This is a genomic window from Campylobacter sp. BCW_6466 (genome assembly GCF_001762835.1).
Classification (GTDB): Bacteria; Campylobacterota; Campylobacteria; order Campylobacterales; family Campylobacteraceae; genus Campylobacter_D; species Campylobacter_D jejuni.
The window spans coordinates 32,804-59,335 of record NZ_MJXO01000067.1; the positions used below are offsets into that span (position 1 = coordinate 32,804).

The 26,532-nt window shown below is 28.5% G+C and carries 34 protein-coding genes; 30 read left to right on the plus strand and 4 right to left on the minus strand.

All coding sequences use genetic code 11. From position 1 onward, the window contains the following. Window positions 1-121: 121 nt before the first annotated feature. From AJ887_RS06975 to AJ887_RS07020, 10 genes are all read left to right on the plus strand, one after another. The gene (locus tag AJ887_RS06975) at window positions 122-502 is read left to right on the plus strand and encodes a hypothetical protein (protein ID WP_002788333.1); all 381 of its coding nucleotides are present in this window, start codon (window positions 122-124) and stop codon (window positions 500-502) included. Further along, the gene (locus AJ887_RS06980) at window positions 502-888 is read left to right on the plus strand and encodes a terminase small subunit (protein WP_002861661.1); all 387 of its coding nucleotides are present in this window, start codon (window positions 502-504) and stop codon (window positions 886-888) included. The genes AJ887_RS06975 and AJ887_RS06980 overlap by 1 nt, the downstream gene beginning before the upstream one ends. Further along, window positions 885-2,177: a terminase gene (locus tag AJ887_RS06985; protein ID WP_070240590.1), complete on the plus strand. Its 1,293-nt coding sequence runs from the start codon at window positions 885-887 to the stop codon at window positions 2,175-2,177. The genes AJ887_RS06980 and AJ887_RS06985 overlap by 4 nt, the downstream gene beginning before the upstream one ends. Further along, window positions 2,167-2,439, plus strand: a complete 273-nt coding sequence (locus tag AJ887_RS06990) for a hypothetical protein (RefSeq protein WP_002781524.1) — start codon at window positions 2,167-2,169, stop codon at window positions 2,437-2,439. The genes AJ887_RS06985 and AJ887_RS06990 overlap by 11 nt, the downstream gene beginning before the upstream one ends. Further along, window positions 2,420-3,958 (plus strand): hypothetical protein, encoded by a 1,539-nt coding sequence (locus tag AJ887_RS06995; RefSeq protein WP_070285030.1) that lies wholly within the window; start codon window positions 2,420-2,422, stop codon window positions 3,956-3,958. The genes AJ887_RS06990 and AJ887_RS06995 overlap by 20 nt, the downstream gene beginning before the upstream one ends. After that, the gene (locus AJ887_RS07000; RefSeq protein WP_070240588.1) at window positions 3,951-4,154 is read left to right on the plus strand and encodes a hypothetical protein; all 204 of its coding nucleotides are present in this window, start codon (window positions 3,951-3,953) and stop codon (window positions 4,152-4,154) included. Before AJ887_RS06995 ends, AJ887_RS07000 begins: the two co-directional genes overlap by 8 nt. Further along, window positions 4,144-4,788, plus strand: coding sequence for a hypothetical protein (locus tag AJ887_RS07005; RefSeq protein WP_070240587.1), 645 nt, complete (start codon window positions 4,144-4,146; stop codon window positions 4,786-4,788). The genes AJ887_RS07000 and AJ887_RS07005 overlap by 11 nt, the downstream gene beginning before the upstream one ends. A 10-nt stretch (window positions 4,789-4,798) precedes the next feature. After that, window positions 4,799-5,179: a hypothetical protein gene (locus AJ887_RS07010; RefSeq protein WP_059119425.1), complete on the plus strand. Its 381-nt coding sequence runs from the start codon at window positions 4,799-4,801 to the stop codon at window positions 5,177-5,179. 264 nt (window positions 5,180-5,443) lie between these two features. Next, window positions 5,444-6,658 (plus strand): hypothetical protein, encoded by a 1,215-nt coding sequence (locus AJ887_RS07015; protein WP_070240586.1) that lies wholly within the window; start codon window positions 5,444-5,446, stop codon window positions 6,656-6,658. Then, window positions 6,655-9,918: a PBECR2 nuclease fold domain-containing protein gene (locus AJ887_RS07020; RefSeq protein WP_070240585.1), complete on the plus strand. Its 3,264-nt coding sequence runs from the start codon at window positions 6,655-6,657 to the stop codon at window positions 9,916-9,918. The genes AJ887_RS07015 and AJ887_RS07020 overlap by 4 nt, the downstream gene beginning before the upstream one ends. A gap of 91 nt (window positions 9,919-10,009) precedes the next feature. Here the strand turns inward: AJ887_RS07020 and AJ887_RS07025 are convergent, their stop codons facing one another. The 4 genes from AJ887_RS07025 to AJ887_RS07035 all read right to left on the minus strand — a co-directional run bounded on the left by AJ887_RS07025 (window position 10,010) and on the right by AJ887_RS07035 (window position 11,154). Continuing rightward, entirely contained in the window at window positions 10,010-10,456 is a 447-nt protein-coding gene (locus AJ887_RS07025; RefSeq protein WP_002846375.1) for a hypothetical protein, read from the minus strand. Then, complete coding sequence (locus AJ887_RS10270; protein WP_162842413.1) at window positions 10,425-10,601, minus strand: hypothetical protein; 177 nt, start codon at window positions 10,599-10,601, stop codon at window positions 10,425-10,427. The genes AJ887_RS07025 and AJ887_RS10270 overlap by 32 nt, the downstream gene beginning before the upstream one ends. 11 nt (window positions 10,602-10,612) lie before the next feature. Continuing rightward, window positions 10,613-10,798 carry a hypothetical protein gene (locus tag AJ887_RS07030; RefSeq protein WP_002861670.1) on the minus strand — a complete coding sequence of 62 codons (186 nt, stop codon included), beginning with the start codon at window positions 10,796-10,798 and terminating at the stop codon, window positions 10,613-10,615. 146 nt (window positions 10,799-10,944) lie between these two features. Next, window positions 10,945-11,154 (minus strand): hypothetical protein, encoded by a 210-nt coding sequence (locus AJ887_RS07035; protein WP_002861671.1) that lies wholly within the window; start codon window positions 11,152-11,154, stop codon window positions 10,945-10,947. 181 nt (window positions 11,155-11,335) lie between these two features. Between AJ887_RS07035 and AJ887_RS07040 the strand changes: the two genes are divergently transcribed. The 20 genes from AJ887_RS07040 (at window position 11,336) to trpC (ending at window position 26,523) form a co-directional block, all read left to right on the plus strand. Further along, window positions 11,336-12,004: a Rha family transcriptional regulator gene (locus AJ887_RS07040; protein WP_070240584.1), complete on the plus strand. Its 669-nt coding sequence runs from the start codon at window positions 11,336-11,338 to the stop codon at window positions 12,002-12,004. A 333-nt stretch (window positions 12,005-12,337) separates the two neighbouring features. Next, window positions 12,338-13,372, plus strand: coding sequence for a DUF5309 family protein (locus tag AJ887_RS07045; protein WP_070285032.1), 1,035 nt, complete (start codon window positions 12,338-12,340; stop codon window positions 13,370-13,372). Then, window positions 13,372-13,776: a hypothetical protein gene (locus AJ887_RS07050; RefSeq protein ID WP_070285034.1), complete on the plus strand. Its 405-nt coding sequence runs from the start codon at window positions 13,372-13,374 to the stop codon at window positions 13,774-13,776. The genes AJ887_RS07045 and AJ887_RS07050 overlap by 1 nt, the downstream gene beginning before the upstream one ends. Next, window positions 13,757-13,951 carry a hypothetical protein gene (locus tag AJ887_RS07055; protein ID WP_052798806.1) on the plus strand — a complete coding sequence of 65 codons (195 nt, stop codon included), beginning with the start codon at window positions 13,757-13,759 and terminating at the stop codon, window positions 13,949-13,951. The genes AJ887_RS07050 and AJ887_RS07055 overlap by 20 nt, the downstream gene beginning before the upstream one ends. Before the next feature lie 2 nt (window positions 13,952-13,953). Then, on the plus strand, window positions 13,954-16,596 hold the full coding sequence (locus AJ887_RS10475) for a hypothetical protein (protein WP_070240581.1): 2,643 nt from the start codon (window positions 13,954-13,956) through the stop codon (window positions 16,594-16,596). Between the two features lies 1 nt (window position 16,597). Beyond that, window positions 16,598-17,047: a hypothetical protein gene (locus AJ887_RS07065; RefSeq protein WP_044780581.1), complete on the plus strand. Its 450-nt coding sequence runs from the start codon at window positions 16,598-16,600 to the stop codon at window positions 17,045-17,047. Between the two features lie 12 nt (window positions 17,048-17,059). Next, window positions 17,060-17,695, plus strand: a complete 636-nt coding sequence (locus AJ887_RS07070) for a DUF4376 domain-containing protein (RefSeq protein ID WP_002789149.1) — start codon at window positions 17,060-17,062, stop codon at window positions 17,693-17,695. Then, window positions 17,692-18,075, plus strand: a complete 384-nt coding sequence (locus AJ887_RS07075) for a hypothetical protein (protein ID WP_044780579.1) — start codon at window positions 17,692-17,694, stop codon at window positions 18,073-18,075. Before AJ887_RS07070 ends, AJ887_RS07075 begins: the two co-directional genes overlap by 4 nt. Continuing rightward, on the plus strand, window positions 18,068-18,442 hold the full coding sequence (locus AJ887_RS07080) for a DUF1353 domain-containing protein (protein WP_021358083.1): 375 nt from the start codon (window positions 18,068-18,070) through the stop codon (window positions 18,440-18,442). The genes AJ887_RS07075 and AJ887_RS07080 overlap by 8 nt, the downstream gene beginning before the upstream one ends. Beyond that, on the plus strand, window positions 18,439-19,728 hold the full coding sequence (locus tag AJ887_RS10480) for a hypothetical protein (RefSeq protein WP_261659876.1): 1,290 nt from the start codon (window positions 18,439-18,441) through the stop codon (window positions 19,726-19,728). The genes AJ887_RS07080 and AJ887_RS10480 overlap by 4 nt, the downstream gene beginning before the upstream one ends. Before the next feature lie 13 nt (window positions 19,729-19,741). Next, complete coding sequence (locus AJ887_RS07090) at window positions 19,742-20,203, plus strand: DUF5675 family protein (RefSeq protein ID WP_070285036.1); 462 nt, start codon at window positions 19,742-19,744, stop codon at window positions 20,201-20,203. 228 nt (window positions 20,204-20,431) lie between these two features. Next, window positions 20,432-20,851, plus strand: coding sequence for a hypothetical protein (locus AJ887_RS07095; protein WP_070285038.1), 420 nt, complete (start codon window positions 20,432-20,434; stop codon window positions 20,849-20,851). Beyond that, entirely contained in the window at window positions 20,769-20,966 is a 198-nt protein-coding gene (locus AJ887_RS09950; protein WP_002796174.1) for a hypothetical protein, read from the plus strand. Before AJ887_RS07095 ends, AJ887_RS09950 begins: the two co-directional genes overlap by 83 nt. Further along, window positions 20,959-21,450, plus strand: coding sequence for a hypothetical protein (locus AJ887_RS07100; RefSeq protein ID WP_002861686.1), 492 nt, complete (start codon window positions 20,959-20,961; stop codon window positions 21,448-21,450). The genes AJ887_RS09950 and AJ887_RS07100 overlap by 8 nt, the downstream gene beginning before the upstream one ends. Next, entirely contained in the window at window positions 21,450-23,174 is a 1,725-nt protein-coding gene (locus AJ887_RS07105) for a hypothetical protein (RefSeq protein ID WP_070240579.1), read from the plus strand. Before AJ887_RS07100 ends, AJ887_RS07105 begins: the two co-directional genes overlap by 1 nt. 116 nt (window positions 23,175-23,290) lie before the next feature. After that, window positions 23,291-23,440 carry a hypothetical protein gene (locus AJ887_RS07110; protein WP_004306029.1) on the plus strand — a complete coding sequence of 50 codons (150 nt, stop codon included), beginning with the start codon at window positions 23,291-23,293 and terminating at the stop codon, window positions 23,438-23,440. A 3-nt stretch (window positions 23,441-23,443) separates the two neighbouring features. Continuing rightward, the gene (locus AJ887_RS07115) at window positions 23,444-24,136 is read left to right on the plus strand and encodes a tRNA1(Val) (adenine(37)-N6)-methyltransferase (RefSeq protein ID WP_070285040.1); all 693 of its coding nucleotides are present in this window, start codon (window positions 23,444-23,446) and stop codon (window positions 24,134-24,136) included. Beyond that, window positions 24,126-24,500 (plus strand): YkgJ family cysteine cluster protein, encoded by a 375-nt coding sequence (locus AJ887_RS07120; RefSeq protein WP_002870978.1) that lies wholly within the window; start codon window positions 24,126-24,128, stop codon window positions 24,498-24,500. Before AJ887_RS07115 ends, AJ887_RS07120 begins: the two co-directional genes overlap by 11 nt. Beyond that, entirely contained in the window at window positions 24,473-25,750 is a 1,278-nt protein-coding gene (locus tag AJ887_RS07125) for a tetratricopeptide repeat protein (RefSeq protein ID WP_070240577.1), read from the plus strand. Before AJ887_RS07120 ends, AJ887_RS07125 begins: the two co-directional genes overlap by 28 nt. Then, window positions 25,747-26,523 (plus strand): indole-3-glycerol phosphate synthase TrpC, encoded by a 777-nt coding sequence (gene trpC / locus AJ887_RS07130; protein ID WP_070240576.1) that lies wholly within the window; start codon window positions 25,747-25,749, stop codon window positions 26,521-26,523. Before AJ887_RS07125 ends, trpC begins: the two co-directional genes overlap by 4 nt. The last annotated feature ends 9 nt before the right edge of the window (window positions 26,524-26,532 follow it).

Consider the following 26,532-nt stretch of genomic DNA (forward strand, 5'->3'; position numbering starts at 1 on the left):
AATATAATAACTTTAAGAAGGTGCAGAAAAAATTTTTTAAGGAGAATCAAGAAGAATTTCAAAAGAAAGTAAAAGTCAAAATGGCTTTTAAAAATATAAGCTAAATTTAAGAAAGTCTGAAATGGAAAAGTATATTTTAAAAATTGATTTAAAAAGCAACCCAGTTCCTTATAAAAGAACCACGCAAAGATCTAAATTTGCATGTAAAGATTATCTTAAATATTTAGATTTTAAAAAACTCTTGCAAATGGAGTTTAGAAGACAAAATAATATTAGCTGTTTTCAAGCCTTTGATAAGCAAAAGAAATATGAGTTTTCTTTAAAAATAGGATTTAACAGCAAAAGGCATGGCGATGGGGACAATATCGTAAAATGCGTGTTAGATGCGTTATTTGAAAACGATAAGAATGTTTTAAAAGGCGATTATGAGATTATTAGTTTTAAAAAATCTTTTTTAGACTTAGAAATCAAAGAATTTAATTTTAAAGAAGGGGTGGCTTGATGGCTAGAATGATGACAAATGGCAAAAGTATGACAAAAGAAGAGCTTGTTTCAAAAATAGAGAGTTATTTTAATGAAAGAGTTGTCTTAAAAGAAACTAAGGAGAGTATTATTTTTGCACCTAAAACAAAAGTGGGATTAGCTGTGTATTTAGGAATTACAATACAAACTTTAGGCGAGTGGGAGAAGGATAAGGATTTTGGAGAAATTGTATCTCAAGCTAAGCAAAAATGTGAAATGGATATTTTAAACCATTCCTTAATCGGCACTTATACTCCTAGCGTTAGTATGTTCTTGCTAAAAAATCAACATGGATATGTGGATAAACAAGAAGTTGTCAGCGATAACGTTCAAAAAATTGAAATTATAAGAAGTGAAATCAAATGAAATTAAAAATCGATTTTTCTTACACTCCGGCACAACTTAAAGTTTTTGATGATAAAAATCCACGCTTTATAACTGTAGCAAAGGGCAGAAGACTTGGTTTTACAAGGGGAAGTGCTAAGTTTGTTATCGAAAACTTGCTTTTAGGACAAAATGTTTTATGGGTGGATACCATACAAGCAAATTTACAAAATTATTACGAGTTATATTTTACACCTGAGTTAAAAAACTTGCCAAAAGATTTTTACTCATGGAGTGTGCAAGACAAGAAACTAATTATTAATGGAGCAGTGCTTCATATGAGAAGTGCTAAAAGAAGTGAAAATATCGAAGGTTTTGGATATGACCTTGTTATCTTAAACGAAGCAGGAATTATTTTAAAAGGTAGTAAAGGAGAGTATCTTTGGTATAACGCTATAAGACCTATGTTGCTTGATAACCCTAAATCAAGAGCGATTATCGGTGGAGTTCCTAAAGGAAAAAATCTATTTTATGAACTTTGCAGAAAAGAACTCAGCGATAAAAATTGGAAACATTTTCAATTCTCAAGTTATGATAATCCATTTTTAAAAGAAGAGCAAATTAAAGAATTAATTGAAGAAGTAGGCGGAGAAGGTAGTGAAGTTGTCAAGCAAGAAATTTATGGCGAGTTTATAGATAGCTCGAGTGCTGAATTATTTTCTCTAAGTGAAATTGAAAATGCGATGAGCAAGAACTCTTTTAGTATTGAAAAAATGCAAGGCGAGAATATTTGGGGGCTTGATGTAGCAAGATATGGAGATGATAAGAGTGCTTTAGCAAAAAGAAAAGGTTTTGTAATTTATGAGATTAAAAAATACTCACAACTTGGAACTATAGAATTAGCAAACAAAATACTAGCCGAATACAATCAAAGCGAAGATAAACCAAAAGGTATTTTTATAGATACCTGTGGTCTTGGCGTTGGCGTATATGATGTCTTGTTAAATTATGGTTTGCCTGTATTTGAGGCAAATTCTGCAAATTCTGCAACCAGTAATGAATACTTAAATAAAAGAGCGCAAATGTATTTTACATTTGCTAAAAACTTAAAACACATGGAGCTTGTTAAAGATGAAGAATTAAAAAAAGATATGAGAATGATTGAATATGAATATAGCGACAAGGGGCTTTTAAAGATAGTTTCAAAAGAACAATTAAAAAAGAACTATGGAAAAAGTCCTGATGTTAGCGATGCGGTGGCATTAACTTTTTTTGAAAAACTATACAGCAGAAACAATACTAATGAAGATTGGAGTTATGATGGCTGGTGAGTTTTTAATGATCTATGATGCAATTGATGTAAACAAAATAAAAAAGCTTTCAAATTTAAGCGATGAGGCTATAAAGTCAAGTCTTGCAAATGAATTTTTAGAACTTGTATCAGGATTTAATAATATTTCTAAAAAGAAATTTAAAAGAGAATTTGCGGAGTTTTTATTTGAAAAAGGAGTGAATGAAAAAGATATTTTAAAAATAACAAATTTAAGCAAAACAACAATATGGAGAATTATGAATGAAAACAAAAAGAACTAATGATGAGAGAGTGTCGTTTTTAACACAACTCATTAGCGAAAGTAAAAGTGGATATGAAAATTACAAACCACACTTTAAAGAGTTGCAAGATGCTTATTTGCTTGAAAATAAGGTAATGCAAAAATTGAGAAAAAGAAATAAATCAAGTATCTACATACCAAAAATAAACTCTAAGGTAAAATACCTAATCACTAGCCTAAACGAAGTTTATTTTAATAGCGAAAGAATGGCAGATATTGAAACTTACATTAATAGCGATGATGCGATTATAGAGCTTTGGCAAAATGCCATAGATTTTTATAGCGGTAAAATCAATATGTTTAAGATTTTTCAACCACTTTTCTTAGATGTTTTACTTGTGGGAACAAGTATCGCTAAGCTTACTTGGCATAAAGGAATGCCACGCATTGAAAGAGTAGATATTGATAGTATATTCTTTGATCCAAATGCATTAAATAGTGAAGATGTAGGCTATATAGTCAATGAAATTTATCTAACTTATAATCAAATCCATGAAAGACAAAAGCTAGGTTTTTATAAAAAAATTGAAATTGAAAAGCTTTTTGATGAAGATGATGAATATAAAAAAGTGAAGCTTTATGATATTTATGAAAGAAAAAACGATGATGAGTGGGTGGTTTCTACCTTATTTGAAAATAATTTACTTAGAAATGAAGTTGCTTTGCAAGATGGTCAACCTTTTGTATGGGGTTCAATGCTACCACAACTTAAAAAGATAGATAACGAAGATTATATAAGTGCTTATGGAGAGCCTATAATGGCTTCTGCTATGCCTTTGCAAGATGAAATTAACATCACAAGAAATCTTTTAATCGATGCTGTAAGATCTCATATTATGCCAAAAATAATAGTACCAAAATCAATGGGAATAAGCAGAGAAGATATAGAAACCCTAGGAAAGCCTATATATACAGATGACCCCAAAGGAATTCAAATACTGCCTCCTCCAAATATAAATAGTTCTGGAATAAATTTGCAATTATTAGAAAGTGAGCTAACAGAGGTAACAGGAATTAGTCCACAAAATAATGGCGCGCAAACAGCAAATAATGAAACAGCAACAGAAATAAGCATAAAAGCACAAGAAGGCGGAAGAAGAAGTGCTGACTATATAAGACAGTATAACGAAACTTTTATAGAGCCTTTATTTGATAGATTTGCAATGCTTGTTTTTAAGTATGGAGAAGATAGTTTTTTTAATGGTTTTCAAAGAGAGGATATACCTAGTTTTAGATTTAAAATTCAAACCGGCACAGGTGCCATGAATAAAGAAATTAGACGTGCAGGAATTCAAGCTAGTATGCAAGTTTTTTCACAATTATATCAAATGTATATGAGCATAGGCGATGCAAATTCTGCTTATGGGATTATAAATGCTAGCAAAGAACTTACTAAAGAATTATTACCAATTTTAGGTGTAAAGAATGTAAATAGTTTATTTGCTTTTGAAAATAATGAAGAGATTAATCCACAAATGCAAGGAGAAACTAATGCTTAATATTGAAATTAAAAGTGATATATCTAAAACTAAAGGAGGAAAGAAACTAATAGATTTTATCAAAGCAAAATATAGCGAATGTTTTTATATGGCAAAAAATAACGATGAGAAAGAGTTAAGGTTAAAAGCTTTAGATACTATGGCTTTTTTAGATGTAATAATCAATAAAATAAAGGATGAAGAAGATGGAAAATGATGCTTTAAAAGATTTAATAAATGTCATAACAGATGACGATAAAGGAGATGTTGCTAATGGCGATGAACCTACGCAAGTAGAAGATAATGAACCTATGCAGGTTGCTAATGAGAACGAGCCTGATTATAAGGCGATGTTTGAAGCTTATAAAAGTGAAAATGACAACAAATTAAATGCTTTAATGAGTGAGCTTGAAGCTTTAAAAAATCCAAAAAAAGAGCCAAGCGAACAAGAATTACAAAGAGAGCAGTATTTAAAAGAATTAGGACTTGATGGACTTGATGAGAAATTAAAAAGGCTTGAAGAGCTTGATAAAAAGCAAAAAGACAAAGAAGAGCAAGATGCACTAATCGCTAAATACGCACAAGTAGAAAGCGAGTTAAGAAAAGCCTATCCTGATGCGGATTTAAAGGCTATGGCAGAACTTGCAACAAAATTAAGCGGTTTAGGCGAAGGGAATATTGACAGCTGGAAAACCTTACTTAATTTGGTCGGAAAATCAAATAATGCTAAAAAAGCTGAAGATTTATCAAGTGCAAATAATAATGTAAGAACTAGTGATTTTAACGATAAGTTAAAAAAAGGCGAAGTTAGCGAGATAGATCTCGGTAAAGAATTATTAAGTTTGGTATAAAGGAGAAATCATGGATTTTATAACAGCTTTAAAAGGTGGTACGGGATTAGGATCTAGCTTTGCAGATACTTTGATGAAAACAAGCAATTTTACTCCAAATTTAGCAAGTAGTAGTAGTGGTTTTTTAAATGGATTAAAAAATTCTTTTAGTAATTTTGGAGATTGGTTATTTAAAAGTAGCGATACAAATAAAGTAACTAATTTTGATAGATTAGGAAATGTTTTAGGCGGTGCTGGTGCTTTATATGGTGCTTATAATCAGCAAAAGATGGCACAAAAGAATTATGAGCTACAAAAAGATGCTTATAACTTCAATAAGTATCTAGCTAATGAAGAATTAAATAGAAGAAAGAATATGGAAAATAAACTTCAAAATGTTTGGAGTAATTAAATAAATTTGGATTTAAGGAGTTTATTTTAAAGGGTAAATCTTAACCCCTTGTATAAGGGGCTTTGTTTATTGATTGTTAATTTGCATTGACAACAATAATACAAAGTAGTATAATAACTATTAAGATTTGTAGCATCTTATTTCACCGCCTTTTTAGGTGGTAATTTAGTGCTAAGGGTGGCGACCCTTGGCACCACACCTTTTAAAATTATACACAAACTTCCTTAAATCCTTTATTTTAAAAGAAAGAATAAAGGAAACAAAATGGCATTTTATAACCCACAAAGAGTAGTATTTAACCCCGATACAGGCGTTATACAAAACGCAGGAAAAGTCGGTGGTGTCTTATATGACATCATGAGCAAAAGTTTTGATGATAAAGTTAAAGCTAATGAGTTTCAGCAAGAGCAAGATTTAAGAAAACAACAAATGGAATTTAATCAGGCTATGCAAAATAATCAGCTTTTGCAAAATGAGAGAAACTTTGATTATCAAAAAGAAAGAGCAAATATAGCAGATCAGCAATGGCAAATGAATTATAATCAAAGAGCTAGACAATATACCATGCAAAATGCTTTAAGACAGCAAGCAATAAATGCTAATAAGGCTTACAAGGATTTAAATTATCAAAAAGGATTATTAGAACTCCAAAAATTACAAAATGAGATAAATGCAAAACAAAAAGAGCAAGATTTATTAAATGGAGTTTTTAGTAATAGTCAAGGTTTCAATAGTCAAAACAATGCAAATTTACAAAACAATACAAGATATAAAGCAGACGCTCAGTTTTTAGATTTAGCAAATAATCAAGGTAAAACATATGATACAACCCATGGTTTTTGGAATGGAGCTATAGAGCGTGGTTTTGGTGGATGGGGAAGTCAAAGTACGGATTTAAATGATGCAAGTGATTTATTCTTAAAAAGAATGCAAAGTGATTTATTAAGGGGTGGTAAAAATGCTAAATGGAATTTAGAGAATATACAAGCCAATTTCCCTATTAATGGTTATACTATGGAAGCAAATAATCAAAGGGTAGCTCAAGCATTAGCAGGAGAATGGTTAGCAGAAGCTCCAAACTCTTTTAAAATGGAATTAGCAGAAAGACTAGGAAATGCCAAAACAAATATAGAAAAACAAAGTGCTATAGAAGATTATAAAAATAATATGGATTTTTATAACAATTATGCTCCAAAGGTAAAAGCTTTTTATTGGGATGAAAAATACTCAAAACCTAGTAAAAATGCAGTAATTATAGATAATTCAACAACTAATCAAAATATACAAAATGATTTAGTCAAAAATATATTAGAAGTGCAAAATCAAAATGCACCAAAATTACATAGCGTTAGTTTTAATGGAATTAATGCTCAAATATCAGAGCCTGATGCTAATGGTAATGTAATATTAGTTAATCAAGCAGGTAGAAAAATGCAAGTTAGCGTAGAAGAATTAAAAAAACAAGGATTAATACAATGAATATAAGAGAATTTTTATTAGAAAAACCACAAGAAAATAACATTATTTCATTTTTACAAGATGGAGCAAGTCAAAGTGAAAATCAAAATACAAGTGAATATTTATCAAATTTAAAAAATGAAGTAATAAATGATTTTTATAAAAATAAAGATAAATATGCTAAAGAATATGAAAAATATAATTTCAAAGACCAAAATTTAACAAATCCTATGGGAAATATTAGTGAATATAAAAGGGATTTATATGATTATAATAAAAATCCATCCATGAATGCTGATGATTTAAGTAATTATATTTTAGATAAGCAATCTAAATTTAATGCCTCTAAACCTATTTTTGCTGATGATAATGAAGTAGTAAGAAAAAGTAATCAGTTTATGAGAGATTTAGGCGATGAGTTGCAAAAATCAGGGCGTGGAAGATTATTGCAAGATGATGATGGATCTTATTGGGTGCAAGATAATAACGGAAATTATTTAAAAGTACAAGGTAGCACAATGGGTGATTTATATCGTGGATTAAGAGATAATGGTGCTAGTATGGCTTTAGGAACAGCAGGTGCCATTGGCGGCACAATGCTAGGTGGCGGAGTTGGTATGGTTGCAGGGGGTGCATTAGGTGCATCTTTAGGGGCAGGATATGATTACTACGGAAATACAAAAGATACAAATCAAGATATGAATTTAAAAGAAGCTCTTATGCTTATGGGTGAAAATGCTGGACTTTCTTTGATAGGAGACGCAGCTTTTACAGGAGTTGCTAAAGGAGCAAGAGCTTTAAAAAATACCTATAATATGGCAAAAACAGGAGCACAAGCCGGTAAAGATATGATAGATGGCATGGCAGTAAAAGGTGGTAATTTAGGCAATAGATTTATAGATAAAATAAGCAAGATAGATATACCTATGGTAGGAAAATTTACAGATGGTGGTTTGCAAAATGCAGAAACAATTTTTAATAATCTTACAAAAAATGTAGAGAATAAAAAACAAATAGATGAACTTATAGCAAAAGAAAATCCAACTTACCTAGAAAATGGAAAGCCTACAATAGAAATATTAAAAAACATTGTCGAGCAAGGACTTAATAAAAATAATCCACAATTTATACAAGATAGCGCTAAAAGAACAAGTGCTATTTTAAAAAATATTTCTAATAGTTTACAAGGAATGCCAACTACACAAAGAAGAGAAGTATTATTAAAAGCAGCACAAGCTTATCCAGAAATAGGAAGTTTTTTAGATGATGTTTTAAAGGCTGATAAGGATGCTAGTATTTCTTTTTTAAATATGATTAAAGGGCAAGATGAAGTATTTAAAAACAAAACAGGTTTAAATGGTGAGTTTGATTATAAGGCTTGGCAAAAAGATAATCACGCTTATGAGAATAGAATAAACCAAGAGTATGGCAGTGCTATAAGTAAATTAGATGAGCTTAATAATGGAAAAATAGTATTAACTAGTGAAGATTTAGCAAAGCTTGAAAATTTTAAAAATAATAATTTTTTAGATCAAGATGTAAAAAATAACATACAAGGCTATTTAGATGAAATAAAAGGAAAAGAAGTAAGTGCGGAGCAAATTTTTGGATTAAGAACAGCTATAAATAAGCAATTAAACACAGGAAATAAAACATATAATACAAAACAAGCTTATGGAATAGTAAAAGAAATTTTAGATGATGCGTTGATAAGAAATGCTAGTGACAAAGTATTAGCAAAAGAAATCCTAGATAATGCAAATAAAAATTTTGCTTTAAAGGAAAATTTTAAAGAAAGTTATTTAGGTATGATGAAGCCTCAAGAAACAAAAGAAGGGCTTACCGATAGATTGGTTAAAGGGCTTAGAAATATAAATGAAGATAAGAATTTAGAAAATGCTTTTAAAGGAATGAACGAACAAGAAAGATTAGCTAATGAAACTCATGCGATGAATGCTTTATTAGAAAAACATAGGATTGAAGGTGTGGGGTATGATTTTAAATCCTTAGCAAAAGATTTAGAAGATGTCAATTTTTCAAGCAAAAAAATAAAAGATGCTAAAGATGTTATTAATACATACGCTTTGATATATAACAATAATAGAGGTTTGATAATGACAGCCTTAGCAAGTAGTGGAAAAAAGACAAACTCTTCAATGGCTACAACAATACAGGGTGTTTTTGATAGAATATTAATAAGTGGTATTTTTGCTAGATTACACGCTTTAGCTCCCTTTTTTAAAAGTGCCAAAGAACAAGCATTAAGAAATCAAATACTAGATGCTCTAAAACTTGCTAAAACCAATAAAGAAGTTATATCTAATCTTAAAAACATAAAAATAGCAGATCAAGAACAAAGTAGAATTTTTAAAGATGCTTTGGATAATTATATTAAAGTAGATAAAGAACAAAATAAAATATTAAAAGATGCACTAATTAAAGAAGGTGTTATCAAAGGCGACAACTTCTTCATGGATAAAGCTGATCCTAAAGACAATTCTTTAAGATTTATAGGCAAAAATGGCAAAGAGTATACTATAAATAAAGATGTTAGAAATGAATGGATGAAAACTTTCAATCTTAAAAATATCGATGATGAATATATCCCTAATATACCAAAAGAAGCAAAGATAGCTTTAAAAGATAGAGAAATAAAACTTACAAAAGGAAGTTTACTAAAGCTGATTGAAAAAGATAGAATTAAATACATACCACATATCAAAGAAACTTTAGAAAGCCCACAGGCAATCTTAAAAGATAAAGATGATTTTATTTTTATTAAAAATATAGATAATCAGACTTATTTTACAAGTATAGGCAAAGACTATGAAACGCATTTGACTATAATTAGCAATTCGCCAAAGAAACAAAATAATATAAAAAATAAAATGAAAAATGCTGAAGTAGTGTATTATAATAATGCGAGAGCCTTACCGACATCTAGGGCATCTTCAGAGACAAAGCAAGTGTCGTTCTCTAACGAAAATTCTACCCAAGCTAAGCCTAAAAAAAACTTAATGGATGATATAAAAGAGAACATTAAGGCTAAAGAAGTAAAGAAAAAGAATAAAAAAAGCGTAAAACAAAGGCTTGATGAGAAAATACAAAATGATAAAAAAGCTAGAAAGCAAAGAATTGAGAAAATAAAACAAGTTATAGCTAGAAAGCAAAAAATAGATAAGGTTAGAGATAAAAAAAATAACAGGGAAATAGCAGGAAAAATAGGCACTCATACGCTAAAAAATCTTATTAAATTAAAAGAAAGGAGAGAAGATAAATAAAAATTAAGGGTTTATCCCTTAATTTTATTACAATTGCTTCAATCTTCAAACTATTCTTAATATTAATAGGAAAAGATAAAGAAAATGTAAATTAATTTTTAGGTTTGTTTTTTATAGAATCAATTATTTTAGGTAAAAGTGTCAATGCTCCTAATATAAAAGCAAAATAAGCACCTTCATTATGCCCATTAAGAATAAGATATAATCCAACACATATACTAGTAATAGTTATAAGTAGAAAAGATACCATTCCAAAACCATTCCAAAAATGATAAGATTTTATATCTTTTTTTCTAATTTCTATATTTTTATTCTCTAAATCTAGTATTTTATTATCGTTATCTTTTTTATACTCTAAAGATTTCTCTAGCATTGTCACAATTCTATCTGCTAAATCTTTAGGCAATTTTCCTATAGCATTAAGTTCATTTTCCATAAGAAAATTAAGCTGAGTATTGAAAGTTTGAGATGGATTTTCTTTATTTTGATTTTCTTGTTTAATGGTATTAGGTGTTTTTTGTTTTTGTGATTTTTTCAATTTGTTTCTCTCTAAATTCAATATTCTCTTTATATAATTTTGCTTGTTTTTCTCTTATAATAGCATTTAAATCCCATAAATTAAAGCATTCGTTTTTTATAGGTCTACCTACAAAACCATCTACAAAAGCTTGTGTTTTTGTCATTTTGGTTTTCCTTATTTTTGTTTTGTGATTTTTTCGAATTTGGCGTTATACTCTTCATTGCTATGTTTTCTTAATTCTTCGGATTTTTTATAAAAATCAGTTATCATTGTTTTTCTATCTTTTAAAGATGTAGCTTTAAGGATATCTGCATTAAACATATTTGTAAAGCCAAATAAAAAAGCATTTATGTTTGACATTTTTACTCCTTAAAATTCTTAGCTTATACTGATTTTAATTAAATTATACCTTTTTTATAGTTAATTTATACTTATTTATATATATTTATATATATTATAATCTTACTTTTTTTAAAATAAATAATTTGCTTTAAAATACACTATTTTTATTTTATAAAAGGTTTTATAGATTTTGAAATTTCATCTAAAACTTTTGCTTTTTCATAATTAATGAGCCAACTATCAACCCATTTAGGTGTTTCGCCTTTTGCATTCCAATTGATAACACCATTATAAACAGCTCCGACCATATTTGCAAATTCTTTTTTTGTAAGCTCTAATTCATTTAATTTTTTTTCAAATGTTTCTATATCCATTTAATATCCTTGTTGTTTTTAGTTATTATAGCAAAAAATACATAAAAATTTAACTTTTAATAAAAAATAATTATAAAAAAATGTATTTTATGCTTGACATATATTATAAAAAAGTGTATAATCACTGCATAAAAGTTATAAAATAATTAACTTTTATAAATCAAAACAAAAAGGACAAAAAATGGAAAAATTAGCTGTAATTAATGGCGTGGATGTAGAGTTGGAAGTGGTAGATAATGCAGTATATACCACTTCTTTAAGCGTGGCTGAAGTATTCAATAAAAACCACAAAAATATTATACGAAAAATAAATGAATTTCCAAAGGATAATTTTACTAAGCTCAATTTTGAGCCGAGTAAATATATTGATAGCACGGGTAGAGTTTTACCTTGTTACAAAATCACTCGCGATGCTTTTTCTTTGCTTGTTATGGGTTTTACAGGCGAAAAAGCTTATAAATGGAAAATCGAGTTTATCAAAGCTTTTAATGAAATGGAAAAAAGACTAAGAAATATTGAATATGAGAAGCACGATAAGTTAGCTTTTAGACAAAGTTTAGGTTACAAATCTCAATTAGCACAGCAAAAGCAAAAATATGAGAATGAGATTAAAGCTTTAAAGTATGATTTAGAACAAAGTAAAAACAATTTTAAAGATAAATTAAATTGTATATTGGCTAAAAATGGTTTATATGCCTTTGATTTTAAAACTTTTAAAAATTATGCCTTAAAGCTAGAAAAAATGTTAAAAGATTTAAAAGATGATGAAAACAAAGAGAATAAACTACTTTTAAGAATGCAAAATGATTTCTTAGAATGTTTAGAACTTTATAAAAGTATAAATATTTGAAGTCTTCACCCTGCTTTTTTTGAAGACTTTTTAGTGTTTTAAGGACAAACTAAGCAGGGTTTCTTTAAAATATCATTAACTATATTAAAAGATTAGTTCTTATCTAGCTCTTTATCGCTACGATAAGGACTACTAAAAGCATTAAGATTATAATAACTTCATTCATCTTAACCTCCTTTCAAACTTTTTACAAAGTCTTCAAAGAGATATCCTTAAAACTATAAAATTATACATAAAAAATACTTAAAAATTTAATTTCATTTCAAAACACACTATATTTGAAATAGTCATTTTTGGAAAAATCCTTAAAACTAAACTAAGGAGAATTCAAAAATGGCTTTACCTTCAATGGGGTATACAGCACCCGCAACAGAAAATGTTAAGTTAAAACAATCAATATACGAAACGATTATTAAAATCGGAGCTACTGAAACACCAATTTTAAATAAAATAGGTACTTCAAAGGTTACAAATCCTTTAACTCATAGTTGGATTACTGATACTTTTGAAGAACCAAAAAAGAATGCAAATTTAGAGTTAAGTAAATTTGTAGGTGAAACAAAAAACACAGCTCAAAAAACTACAAATGCTACTCAAATATTCATTACCGAAGCCATGGTATCAAAAGCTTTGTTAAAAGCAAATCAATATGGTGGCAATGAAACGGAGTATCAAATAGGCAAAAAAACCAAAGAACATAAAATGGATATGGAATATGCTTTATTTGGTCTAGGCAGAGATAGTGATGTAAAAAAATCAGTTTTCAAAGATTATGTTCAAGCACAAGAAGCAACAAGTGGAGAAATGGCTGGACTTTTTCATTATATCGCTAAAGGAAAAGATAGCTTTGCTGATGGAAAGCGTGGAGATGTATTAGCTTTTGATGAAACAGGAGATTGGAGCGGAACTGCAACAGAACTTACAGAAGATAAACTCAATCAAATCTTACAAAACATTTGGAATAGCGGAGTTACGCCTAAAGATGTCTTTTTAGGAGCTGACTTAAAAGGAGCTATTAACAAATTTGCTACAAGAATTTTAGGCAATGAAACAAAACTAGCAGGACAAGTAGTGAGCCTTGAAACAGATTTTGGAACGGTAAATTTCCATATGCATAGATTATTAAGCCCTAAATATGGTTTGGGTGATGTTTTAATTGCTGGGGATTTTGAGTATATGAAACATGGGCTTTATATTCCTACTATGATTGAAGATGTTCCAACTGATATTACTGCAAAAGCAAAAAGATTTTATACACAAAGCACTTTAGAAGTAAGAAATGCTGATGCTTTTGCTATAGGAGTGGGATTAACTAGCGGAAATAATGCAAAGGCTAAAGCGGTTTTAAAAGCAGCAAAAGGTGTGTAATGCTTTGTATTATGGCTAAAAAACTCGTTATCGCTAAAGTTAAAAATTCTTACAAAATGATAGAAGATGATGAAGTTTTAAAAGCCTATTTTATGGAAGCATTTTATTATATTTTATCAAAATGTGTTCCTAGCGTTCTTTTAAAAAATGTAGAGCAAGGCGAAAAAGTTTTTAGGCGAGTTAGAAATAATCATTTTTTGATTATTCCTGATGAGCCTGATTTTGACAATGAAAAAGAACATTTAATGATAGATGAAACACTTAGTTTTGCTGTGATTAATTATGTTTGTTATTTGATTACAAGATGCGAAGAAAAAGACTTTTTGGCATTATGTGACAAGATAATTTATGAGTATATAGCTAATGATGGCAAGGAGCTTGATGATGAAAGAACATGGTTGTAACCCTAATTTCACAAAAAAATTTAATAGAGCTTTGAGTTATAAAGACTATGTGCAAAGTATAAATAGTGCTGATTTTATAGCTTATTTAGATGATAAAAAATGGCTTTTAGCCATGGATGATCTGCTTTTCTTTTGTGAAAAGAGAATTAAAGATAGTGATTATTATGAAGGTTAAAAATGGGAACAAGCTTAAATGAATTAAAAACAGGTAGAGAAAAACTTGAAATCATAAATCAAGTTTTAGCTAGAATAAACAGCATTTCAGAAGCAATAGACAATACAAGACTTGATGAAGTTGTAGGCTTAAAACAAGCTTGCGAATCTTTAAAAAATGAATGTTTAAAATTTAAAAATGATATTGTAGATAAAAATGATGATATTTTAAGCAAATATGATGATATTAATAAAAAATATTCAAATATAAGTGAAAAATACAACAATGTAAATGCAAAATTTGATTATATCAAAGAAGCGTATGAAGATTTTTCTTTAAATAAACAAGAAATACAAAACATTAAAGATTTTTTAGAAAATAATACAGAAGAGTTTGAGAATTTAAAAAAAGATATACAGAAATATGAAGAAATAAAATTTAATTTAGATAATTATATTAATGAAATTAAACAAAATAAAGATTTTGTAAAAGAATATTTTGATTTGAACACAAAAATTAAAGATGAAATTTTAAGTGAACTTAATCATGCTTTAGAAATTGTAGATAGCTTACATTTAAATGTTGATGAATTAAAAGAAATAAAACCTGAATTAATAAGTATTAAAAAAGAAGTAAAAGATTTAGCAAATGAAGCAAAATTAGTAGTAAGTGAAGCAAGCGAAATTATAAAAAATAAAATTAACACTATATTCTTTGAAAACCAAAGATTAAATCAAGAAATGATAGATAGTGTTAAAAAGCTAGAAGAAATTAAATTTGATATTGGAGTTAAATATAAAGAAATAGCTAGTGCATATGAACTACTTTTAGAAAGCAAGAAAAATATAGAAGATTTAAGAGAAGTTATAGCTTTATATAAAGAATTTGAAAATGATATAACATCTTATTCCCAAATTATAAAAGATTTTAAAAGTAAAATAGAAAATTTAGAACGAGATTTAAAATCACAGTCTGAAAGTATCTACTCTTCTTTAAATGATAAACAAAATGAAATATTAAAAAAATTAAATGAAGTAAAAAATGAAGCTTTAGTTAAATTTGATGAACTTACAGCAAAATGTGAAGGGTATAAAATACATTTTGAGCAAAGTTATGATAGGTTTAATCAAAGAGCTTTGATAGCTAATGAAGATTTAGGTAGGTTAGCTGAAGTTGCTAAAAAAGAACTAGGTAATGATAAGTTAATTTATGAAACAGAATTAAAAGTTTTAGCTGAAGAAACAATAAAACAAATGGAAGAAATGCTCAAAGGTTTAAGTGATGAAAGAAATGAAGTCACAGAGGTTTTTGAAACTCAAAAGAAAGAATTTACTACTCTTGTAGATACTTCTAAAGTTATGATTGACAACTTAAATCATATTTTTAATGCGAATTATCAAGCAAAGAAAAATGAGTTTAGTATTATTTTCAATGAAAAATTGCATAGTTTAAACGAGAATAAGCAAGATTTTTTAAATGAGCTTGTGAGCGCAAAAGAAAACGGACTCAATAAAATAAATGAAACAAAAGAGCAAAGCCTTAATGAAATAATCCAAACAAAAGAACAAGGACTTAATGAGCTTGAAACTAAAAAAGGTGAGTGCATAGATGAGATTGACAATCAAGCAAGAATCTATGATATAAGTGGTGTTAAGGCTAATGTTGAATATCTTCTTTCTTTGCTTAATGAGAAAGATGATGGTAAAGATGATGGAATTAAAGATGAAATTGCAAATATAGAGCAAGGTATAAAAGATAAAGAACAAGAGCTTGAAGAGATAAAAAAGCAAATTGAAGAAGCTTTAAACAATAATGATGAATTAAAGCAAAAAAATGAGGAATTAAAGGAAATTAAAAATCAAATCGATGAGGCTTTAAGTCAAGAACCACCTGCTGATACAAGCGAACTTGAAGAGAGAAAAGAAGAACTTGAAAATCAAATTGCTGAGCTTGAAAAAGAGATTGCTGGTGAATTAATTAACAAAAAAGAGGAAATTGAAAAAGAACTTGAAGAAGCTAATCAAAACTTAGAGGACAAAAACAATGAGTTAGAGCAAAATGAAAAAGATAAAAAGCTAATTACACAAAAAGTATTAGATATAACTATTAAAACTTTAGAAGCACTTATAGATACAAAAGTAAGTTTAAATGGTGATGAAGAGATAAATGGAAATAAAACTTTTGCTAATCCTATTTTAGTAAAAGTAAATCCAACTAATAATAACCATTTAACAAATAAAATCTATGTAGATACCGCTTTAAATACAAAAGCAAATTTAAATGGAGATAATATATTTAATGGCACAAATACTTTTAATCAGGCATTAACTTCTCGGGCCAATCCAACAAATGATAATCACTTAACTAGAAAATGGTATGTAGATTATGGTGGTGGAATTAAAAATCTTGGCACAACTGGCAGTATAAATCTAGATTTAAGACAAGCTCAACATTTTATTTTAACAGCAAATGCAGGAACAAGCATAGGAATAGCTAATTTTGGAGGAGTAGGAAAAAGCGGAACAATAACCATAAATAATTGTCAAAATGTAGTAGCTTTTAATGCCCCTTTTAATTTTAGAATAGCTCAAAGTGGATTTAGTGGCACTGAAACTTTTGCTTATTTTTGCATAGCTTCGAATAATGTAAGATTAGTAAGGACTTAAAATGAATTGTCTCCTTCTTTCTAATAATGGTATAGCACTAAATTTACCTCCATCTTTAGGAGGCTCGGTTGCAAATTATAATTATATGTTAAAGCTAGACATGATTTATAAACAAGCAGTGGTATTGCCATCAAATATTAATAATAAAGAAGTGGTTATGTTAGGAGAAGTTTGGACGACTGGAAATATGTCTAATAAAACTTCTGCAAATACTTTGCATATCACATGGAACAATTTTAACTCTAGTGTAGAATTGCATGCTTTAAGTAAATATTACACTGCCAATGCAAAAATCAAAGTAGAGAAAAAATTCAATTTTGGAAATATAAACAACTTACAAATAATGCTAAGTTCTTGGCAAAGCGGTAGTGCAAATGCAAGTGCTGGTTGGAACTTAAGTGATGGGGATAGATTAAACCCAAGAGCAAATTTAACATTATACTGGAATTAAGAAAGGATAAATATGTTTTATGATTTAAAAAATAAAAGTTTAAAATATGATGATATTTTTTTAAAAGATGTAAAAATACAAAACGAAGAAGGTGAAATTGATGCACAAGATACTTATTTTTTAAGTGCTTGCGATGATAAGCTTTTAAAAGAGCTTGGTTTTGCTAAAGTTAAAGAAGAAGAAATTCCAAGTTTTAATGAAAAAATTGAAGAACTTCGCCAAATTCAAACTTATGATGAAGAAAATAATCTTTATATTATTTCTTATGAGATTAAAGAAAAAGCATTAGAAGAGTTAAAAGAATTAAAATTAGAAGAACTAAAAGCTATAAAAGAAGAAAAGCTTTTGTTTATGCCTTTTAAAAATACTATATTTCAAATTGACACGGAAGCAAAAATTAATATTAGCGGAAAAGTTAGCGAGATAATGTTAGCAAATCTCAATAATACTCCTTTGGAAAATATTGCTTGGATTGATAAAGATAATAAAATCATTACATTTAACAAAGAAGAATTTTTAGAATTTGGGGTTGGTATCGCTAAATATACTGAAAGTATTATTTTTAAAAATGATGAACTAAGAAATAAAGTGAAAAATGCCACATCTTTAGAAGAATTAAATTTAATTGCATGGGAGAGTGAAAAATGAGTACTGAAAATATAATAAAAGAAGGTGCTATACTTGGTTCTTTAAGTGGATCTGCATTATTAGGATTGATGGTTTTTGTCTTAGCTGGGATTGCATGGCATTTATATAAAACTTTACATAAAGAAGCTGGGGAAAGAACAAAAGAACTTATAAGTGAAACCAAAAATACTAATGCTCTTATTAGGGAACAAATTGCAGTATCCAGAGCAAGTAGCGATAGTTTGGTTAAATTTATAGAAACACATTGCTCAAAAACCAATGACAAGCTAGAAGCTATAGAAACAGATCTTATGAGAATGGATGAAAGGCTTGTTAAGCTTACTCAAATAAGAAATGATGAATTAAGAAGTATTTTTAAAAAAAAGGAAAACAATGACTAAAACAGAATTAAAAAGGGTTTGTGTAAAACCTTATGATAAAGATAGATTTGAAGTGATACAAGATTATGAGTTTATTTTACCAAACTACAAAGGAGTTGTACCACAAGGCTTTAAAACAGATGGTGCAAGTATCCCACGCCTTTTTTGGTCTTTGTTTCCACCTTTTAAAAGTGAGTATTTTAGTGCTTGTGTAGTGCATGATTTTTTATGTGAAAAAGCAAAATCAAGAAAAGATTACAAACTTGCTGATCTTGTTTTAAAAGAAGCAATGCAAGCTTTAGAAATAAATAAATTTAAGATTTTTGTTTTTTATTGCTCTTGTAATTTATTTCATCAGATCAAATGTTTAATAAAGGGGATAAGATGAGCGTGGATTTAAGAGAAATTGCCATAAAAACAGAAGAAATCAATAAAGATTTTAGTGAAGCTTTAGAAATTTTAAAAGAACTTTTTAAAAATGGAGTAAAACCAAGCGATGAAAGTATTAAAAATGCTATAAATGAAGTTTTAACAAGTTTTAACTTTATAAAACAAAGTGAATTAAAAGAAAAACTAGAAGCTTTACTAGAAGAGCTTGACATCAATGCAAATATCAATGAAGAGAGTTTAAAAGAAGTTGTATTAAAAGTTGTTTTAGAAAATCAAGAAAGTTTAAAAGGTGATAAAGGAGATCCTTTTACTTATGAAGATTTTACAGAAGAACAGCTTGAAAATTTAAAAGGGCAAGATGGAGCTAAAGGAGCTGATGGTAAAAGTGCTTATGAACTTTGGCTTGAAAATGAAGAAAACACAGGAAAAAGTCAAGATGAATTTTTAGCAAGTTTAAAAGGTGATAAAGGCGAAGATGGTGATAAAATTAGCGATGAAAAATTAAGGCAAACCTTAGAAGAAGTTTCCAAACCCTTGCTTGAAGAAAGTTTTCATCAAGTAGGAAATACCATAAATAACACTTTAAGTATTATTTCAAATGCTTTAGAAAAAAATGCTTTGCTTTGCAATATCACAAACACACCTCCACCAGAACAAACACAAACAAATAATGGTTATAAAAAAGGATTTATTTGGATAGACAATTCAAAAACTCCAAACGATATTTATGTAAGTGATTTTACCTCGTGGATTAAAGTAGAGCTTAGCAAAGAACCAGAAGTAAATAGACTTAGATTAACAGTACAAACAGCCTATCGTGGTGGATCTGTTTGCTTAAGTGATGTTAGATTAATAAAGGAAGATAAAACTGCTATTTATGCTAAAAATATTCAAATAGACAAAGAAAATAAATCAGCCACAGGCTTATATGATATAGATGGAAAAGAATATGAAGTAAGAATAAGTTCTACAATCAATGCTGACTATGGTGATTACGATTTAATTACAGGTGGTTATATTTGTGGAACAAACTTAGCATATATGACGCCTTATGAATATATTTTAGATTTTGATAAACCTTTACCAAAAAATATCATCGGTATTGCTGCAAGACCAACAGGTTATTCTCAAAATTTTTCAAGTTATTTAAATATTGAAGCCTATGTTTCTTCTATAGGAAAACCTTTATTTAGCTTAAATTTTACAAATTCATATTATAGCGATGCAATAGCAAGAGATTATACTTTAAATATTAGAGATGGAAGTGAGATAACTTTAAATTAAAAAAGGAGAAAAAATGAAAATAACAATTAATAGAAGATACATAGGTAAAACTTGTGTTATTGGTAAATTTAAGGTTTTAAGTGATGAAGAAGAAATTCTTTTTGAATGTTTTTCTTTGGAAGAAGATAAAGAGGGTTTAGAAAGTGGTAAAGATTTAAGAATACCTGAAGGAAATTATAATTTAAAAAGACATAGTCCTTCACGATTTGAAAATACTTTAAGAAGTATTACAAAAAAAGATGATGATACAATGATAAATGTTTATAATGATGAAGTTCTATCAAGTCGTGCAATTTTAATACACTGGGGAAACACTGATAAAGACACACAAGGTTGTATCTTACTGGGGCTTACCAAAGATAACAATAATGAAAGTGTCGGTCAAAGCAGGCAGGCTTGCAAAGAATTTTATGATTTGGTGTATGGTAAAAATCTTGAAGACATTAAATTAGAAATAACAAATGAATTAGCATGAAAGGAGATAAAAGTTTAAGTAGGTTAAAGTTTACACCCCGCTTTTGCGGGGCAAGGCTAATAAGCCTTGACTATAATTACACAAAGTAGTATAATTATAATTATAAACTTCTGGTATGACATTTATATCACCACCTTTCGCGGGTGGAATTTAGCCATAGGGGGTCAGACCTACGGCTAACCCTTAGGGGTATTATACAAAAACCTTACTTAAACTTCTAAAACAAATATGATAAATCTTTTATTTGGAAATGCAAAACTTTATATCGCCTTAGCTTTAATGGCAATCTTAGCAGGATATTTTTATCTAAGACTTGATAGCACAAAGGTAAAATTAGAAAAAAGTCAAAGTGATTTAGATTTGGCTTTAAAAATAAATGAAAATAATCAAGAAAAATTAAAAGAATTAAATCAAATTCATAAAACAGAATTAAAGGCTTTAAATGAAGCAAATAAGGAAAAAAATCAAGTACAAGAAAGGGTGCAATATGCTAAAGAATACATTTATAAAAGCAATGAAAATAATATTACCAAGCTTTTTAACGATGTCGTTGATAGGTTGTGGGATGCAAACTCAACAAGTAGTAACCAAAATAGAAATTCAAAAAGTAAGAATTCCGCAAGAACTACTAACATTAAGCCCCCTTGAAAAGCCAAAGGCAAAAAATGAACTAGATATTTTAAATGCTTATTCTATGCTTTTTTACAAATACAAACAGTGTGAAATTCAGATAAGCAAAATAAAGGAGCTAAATAATGAGTAATACAAATGTTGATTACAACAAAAGACTTGAAGCATTTAAAGAAATTTATCCGCAAATTTTAGAAATGAGTTTAGCAGAAAAATCTCCATTTGGAGAATTTAAAAAGCTTTTAGAACAATTTGGAAACGATAATGTTATAAGAAATGACCAACAATTTCAAAGCTTGGCACAAGCGTTGGTAAGTGTTGGACAAACCATAGTGGCTCAAAGTCAAAATACAGCTTTATCCATGATTTTACAAGGCGATGAAAACGAGCTTAACGCTGAAAAAGCTTTACTTTTAAGAGCTCAAACAGAAACAGAAAAAGCAAAACCTGCATTAATAGCTAGACAAACTTCACAGATAGATGATAATTTAAGAATAGAAGCTGCAAAAGTTACACAGAGTGTTCAATTTGGATATTGTACCGGTGGTCTTGATATACCACAAGAAATTATGAAGCTTGTTAAAGAAAAGATAGAAAATATAGAAAAGTCTTCATAATGCTTATAGATGAAAAAAGGCTTATGAGAAATTATACTCTTAAGCCTGCTTATCCATCAAACATAGGAGAATTGGATACACAAGAAGTATATAAACAATGGTTTACCTATGCTATGATAGGGGTAAATAAATATGTTGAGCTTTTACATAAACAACTTGTAAGAAAAGGTAGAAGTCAAATTCAAAATATAAACCATCCGCTATTTAAAAATTCGTATATAGTGAAAAAATATAACATTAAAAGTTCTAGCACTGCACCTTATAATAAGGAAAACTATAATGATTTAGGACTTAACCAATTTTTCGTAGGGCAAGATCCATACAAACCTTATCAAGGAGATCCTAGTAGTGAAAATGGAATATATCATGATATTTGCGAAATAAGAACTAATTATAATTTAGGAGGTATGCAGTATTATTATGGTTTTCCAAATAATTTAGCTCTTTTATTTGAAAAAGAAAAAGCTTGGAAATATAATGGAAAAGGATTTTTTTATATTGATGAAAAAATAAATTTCAAAGATATATTAAATAAGGCATTGGAAAATATAAATTATGACATGCTTATAAATGATATAGAAGTGGTTATTTTTTCTCAAACCATCCAAAAAAATAATGAATGGATATATCCTAGTATTGATGATATTAAAATACCAGAAATTAAAGTAGAAAATGTTGAATTTAAACCAACTTTTGGAAAACCTTATAAAAAATTATGCATTGATGTTGAAAAATTTTTTAGTGATTTTAAGGAGTTAAATGAGAGTGTATTTAGAATTGAAAAAGTAGAAATAACCTATAATGTATATGAGAAAGCACAAAAAACTAGGGAAAGTGATTCGAGTAAAATATATTATACTTTAACAAGCATAAAGATATCTTTTTTTGAAGTATTTAACTCAATAAAAGAAAATTATAAATGCAAATATGCAACTCCTTTATGTTTTTATAATAGTTTTAATTTAGTTTGTTATGAAGAACCTTATATAGCTTATTCATATCCAAGTAATAAAAGCTTTGGAAAAAAAGATACAAGTGTTACGTCAAGCGTATATCCACTATATAGAAAAAGTTCAAATTTGCCTTATGGGCGTAGAGATAGATGGTTTGCATTATGGGATAGTTTTTATTATCTTTATGTATACGAAAAATCAAGCAAAGGAATTTTAAGCTTTTTAGTACCTATTGTTACTATTATTTTGGCTGTAGCTACTTGGTGGATTGGCGGACAAGGTGCATGGCTAGGAACATTGATAGGGGTTAGCGAAGGTGTAGCTGCGGGCATCACACTAGGAATTAGCTTAGGTTTAGCCGTGGGTTCACTTACTGGAAATAAATTATTTTCAATTCTTAATGCTGTTTGGGGTTTGGTTAATTTTTTAGGTGCTTGGGGTGCTAATAATTGGAATTTAGCTGCAGATTTTACAAAAAATACAGCACAAGTAGCACAAGAAATGACAACTTTTGAATCAACTTTAAATATTATTGGAAATTTACTAAGTGGAGCTAGTAAGATTTTTGATGTTGTTCAAAGCATTACAGCAGATACTCCTGGTATGATAAATGAGCAAAGCGATGATTCTGATAATGAAGGTGGAAATGGAAGTGAAGTTGAAGAATTAGCAAAAGATGTAATTAATCCAACTTTATGGTATAATTTTGAAACTGCAGATATATTAAATGAAAAAATAGAAAAGAAAGAAAAACCTATTTTTATATTTTAATTTTTGTAGCCATTTTGTAGCCAAATTAAATTTTAAATATTTAAAATTTATATTTTATGGTATTTTATAGTTATTGTTAGGTGTTCGCCGTGGACACCATTTTATGAGGTGTTATTATGATAAAAATTGCTTTTTTTATAACTTTTGTAATTTCTTTTTTGGTAGCACAAAGCCCAGTAAATTTTAAAGAAGATAATAATATAACAAAAGAACAAAATATATTTAAAGAACAACCTCCAAAACGCATTAAAATTCCAACTCATTAAAATATGATTACGCTAGCGCAATTATCACAAGGATATCGTTACAATAGTGATTCTTTAATTTTAGCTGATTTTATTTTAAAACAAGGAATTAAAGGCGCTGTTTTTGATGTAGGTGCGGGCTGTGGTATCATAGGTATTTTACTTAAAAAAAATATTGCAAATTTAAGTTTATCTTTAATTGATATTCAAAAAGAAAATATAGAATTGATTGAAAAAAATTTAAAATCCAACCAAATACAAGGCGATATTTTTCATGATGATTTCAATCAATTTCAAAGCATAAAAAAATTTGACTCCATAGTTTGCAATCCTCCATTTTATAGACAAGGAGCTTACAAGAGTGAAGATCGGCATAAAGCTATAAGTAAATTTCAAGAATTTTTACCCTTGCATAGCTTTTTAACTAAAGCAAATTCTATGCTTAAGTCAAATGGTGCTTTGTATTTTTGCTATGAAGCTTTAGCTTTAGATGAAATTTGTTTTATTTTAAAAGATATGAAAATGAAAATAACAAAGCTTTGCTTTGTACATACACATCAAAACAAAAAAGCAAGACTTGTTTTGATACAGGTAAAAAAAGGTTCAAAATCTCCTTGTGAGATTTTACCTCCTTTTTTTGTATATGAAAATGAAATTTTAAGCAAACAAATGCAAGAAATTCACTTAAGATTTAGGTTAAAAAGTTATGATATTTGATAAAAATTTTTCTTATGCTTTTGATGAAAATGCTTGTGAGAAATGCGGTGGAAAGTGTTGTACTGGAGAAAGTGGTAATATTTTTGTAAACAAGGAAGAATTAGAAGCATTAAGAAAGCATTTAAATTTAGAAAGCAAAGAATTTGCTGAAAAATACTTGAGAAAAGTGGGTTTTAAAATGAGTTTTAAGGAAGTCGAATTTGAAGATGGCTTTGCTTGCATTTTTTTTGATACCCAAAAAAGAAATTGCAGTATCTATGATTTTCGTCCAAAACAATGCAGAACTTTTCCATTTTGGGAATATTTTAAAACACATCAAAAGGAATTAGAAAAAGAATGTATAGGTATTTGTTATTTGTCTTAGCAGCCTTTTTTTTGGCAGCTTGTGGAAGTTCAAAAATCAATGTTGTTTATCCTGATTATACAAAATATAAAAGCAATGATTTTGATTTAAGGGTTATGAAGGCTTATAATTATGAGTATTATAAACAATACAAAAAAGCCAGAGATGAATTTTTAAGTCTTTATCAAGATTACAATAATACTCATTTTTTAGAAAATGCATTTTTACTTACTTTAGCAAACAGTCTTGACAGGCAAGCAGAGTTAAATAATCTAGCAAAGCCTTATTTAAATCAAAATGACAATCTTAAGCGACTTAGTGCTCTTTATGCTTTAAATTCAAATGATATCAATAATGCTCAAAAACTTATGAAAGAGCTTTTAACAAAAAAAGATAGCGATCCTAGAAATTTAGAGCTTTATGGTGATATTTTGGTTAAAAAAAATGATTTAAAAAATGCCACAAAGTACTATAGATCTGCTTATAATCAAGTGCAAAACGAAGAAATTTTATTTAAACTCATAGGAATTTATGCGATTTTAAATGATACTTTAAATATTAAAAATGTTTTAGAATTTTCAAGAAAAACTAATGGTTGCACTCTCAAAACTTGCGTTTTGCTTGCTAAAATTTATTTTGATGAAAAAAATATCGAAGCTTTAAAAAGTATATATAAAGAGCTTTATCAACTTACCAAAAATAAAAGTTTTGCATTGGCTTTGGTTGAGCTTTTAAATTCTCAAAGCAAAACAGAAGAAGCTTTAAAAATTTCTTTGCAGTATGATTTAGATGATGATATTAAACTCGCTTTGTATCAGAATTTAAAACGCTTTGATGATGCTAAAAAAATGAGTTTAGCTCTTTATCACAAAACAAAAAATAAAGAATATCTTCTACGAGCGGCAGTTTTTGAATTTGAAGCTGCAAATGAAGCTAAAAAAATCACTCCAAAAGTTATTGATTCTGTAAAAGAAAAATTCGAACAGGCTATCGATAAAAATAGCAATGCTTTGTATTTAAACTACTATGGATATTTGCTCATAGATTACGATTTAGATGTTAAAAAAGGCATAGAGCTTGTGAAACTTGCCTTAGAAAAAGATCCACAGAATTTGTATTATTTAGATTCTTTAGCTTGGGGGTATTATAAACTAGGCGATTGTAAGCAAGCATGGGAAATTTTAAAACAAACATTAGATGATAAAGAATTTGCAAATTCTGATGAGAGCAAAGCTCATATAAAAGCGATAAAGGCGTGTATAAAACCATGATATTGGATAAAATTTTTGAAAAAACAAAAGAAGATTTAAAAGAACGCAAACTAAAACTTCCTTATGATATGTTAGGGCGTTCTTTAGCTTCAAATCCTTTCTTTCCAAAAGATGTGATTAAGGCTTTAAAAAGAGTAGAAAAAGAAGTTAAAATCATAGCAGAAGTAAAAAAAGCAAGTCCCAGCAAGGGAGTCATTAGAAAAGACTTTGATCCTTTAAGTATTGCTTTAAATTATGAGAATAACAAAGCTGCGGCGATTTCTGTTTTGACTGAGCCACATTTTTTTAAAGGTTCTTTAGAATACTTAAGTCTTATACGCCGTTATACGCAAATTCCTTTACTTAGAAAAGATTTTATCTTTGATGAGTATCAAATTTTAGAAGCTTTGGTTTACGGGGCGGATTTTGTATTATTAATCGCTAAAATGCTAAGCATGAAAGAGCTTAAAAAACTGCTTGAGTTTGCAAGACATTTAGGTCTTGAGGCTTTGGTTGAAATTCATGATAAAGAGGATTTGAGTAAGGCAATTTTTGCTGGAGCGGATATCATTGGTATCAATCATCGTAATTTAGAGGATTTTACTATGGATATGAGTTTGTGTGAAAAACTTATCCCACAGATCCCAAATTCAAAAATCATCATCGCAGAAAGTGGTTTAGAAAATAAAAAATTTTTAGATCATTTACAAAATTTAGGCGTTGACGCTTTTTTAATCGGCGAATATTTTATGCGTGAGGAAGATGAAGGAAAGGCTTTAAAAGCTTTGCTTTAAGGAGGGAAA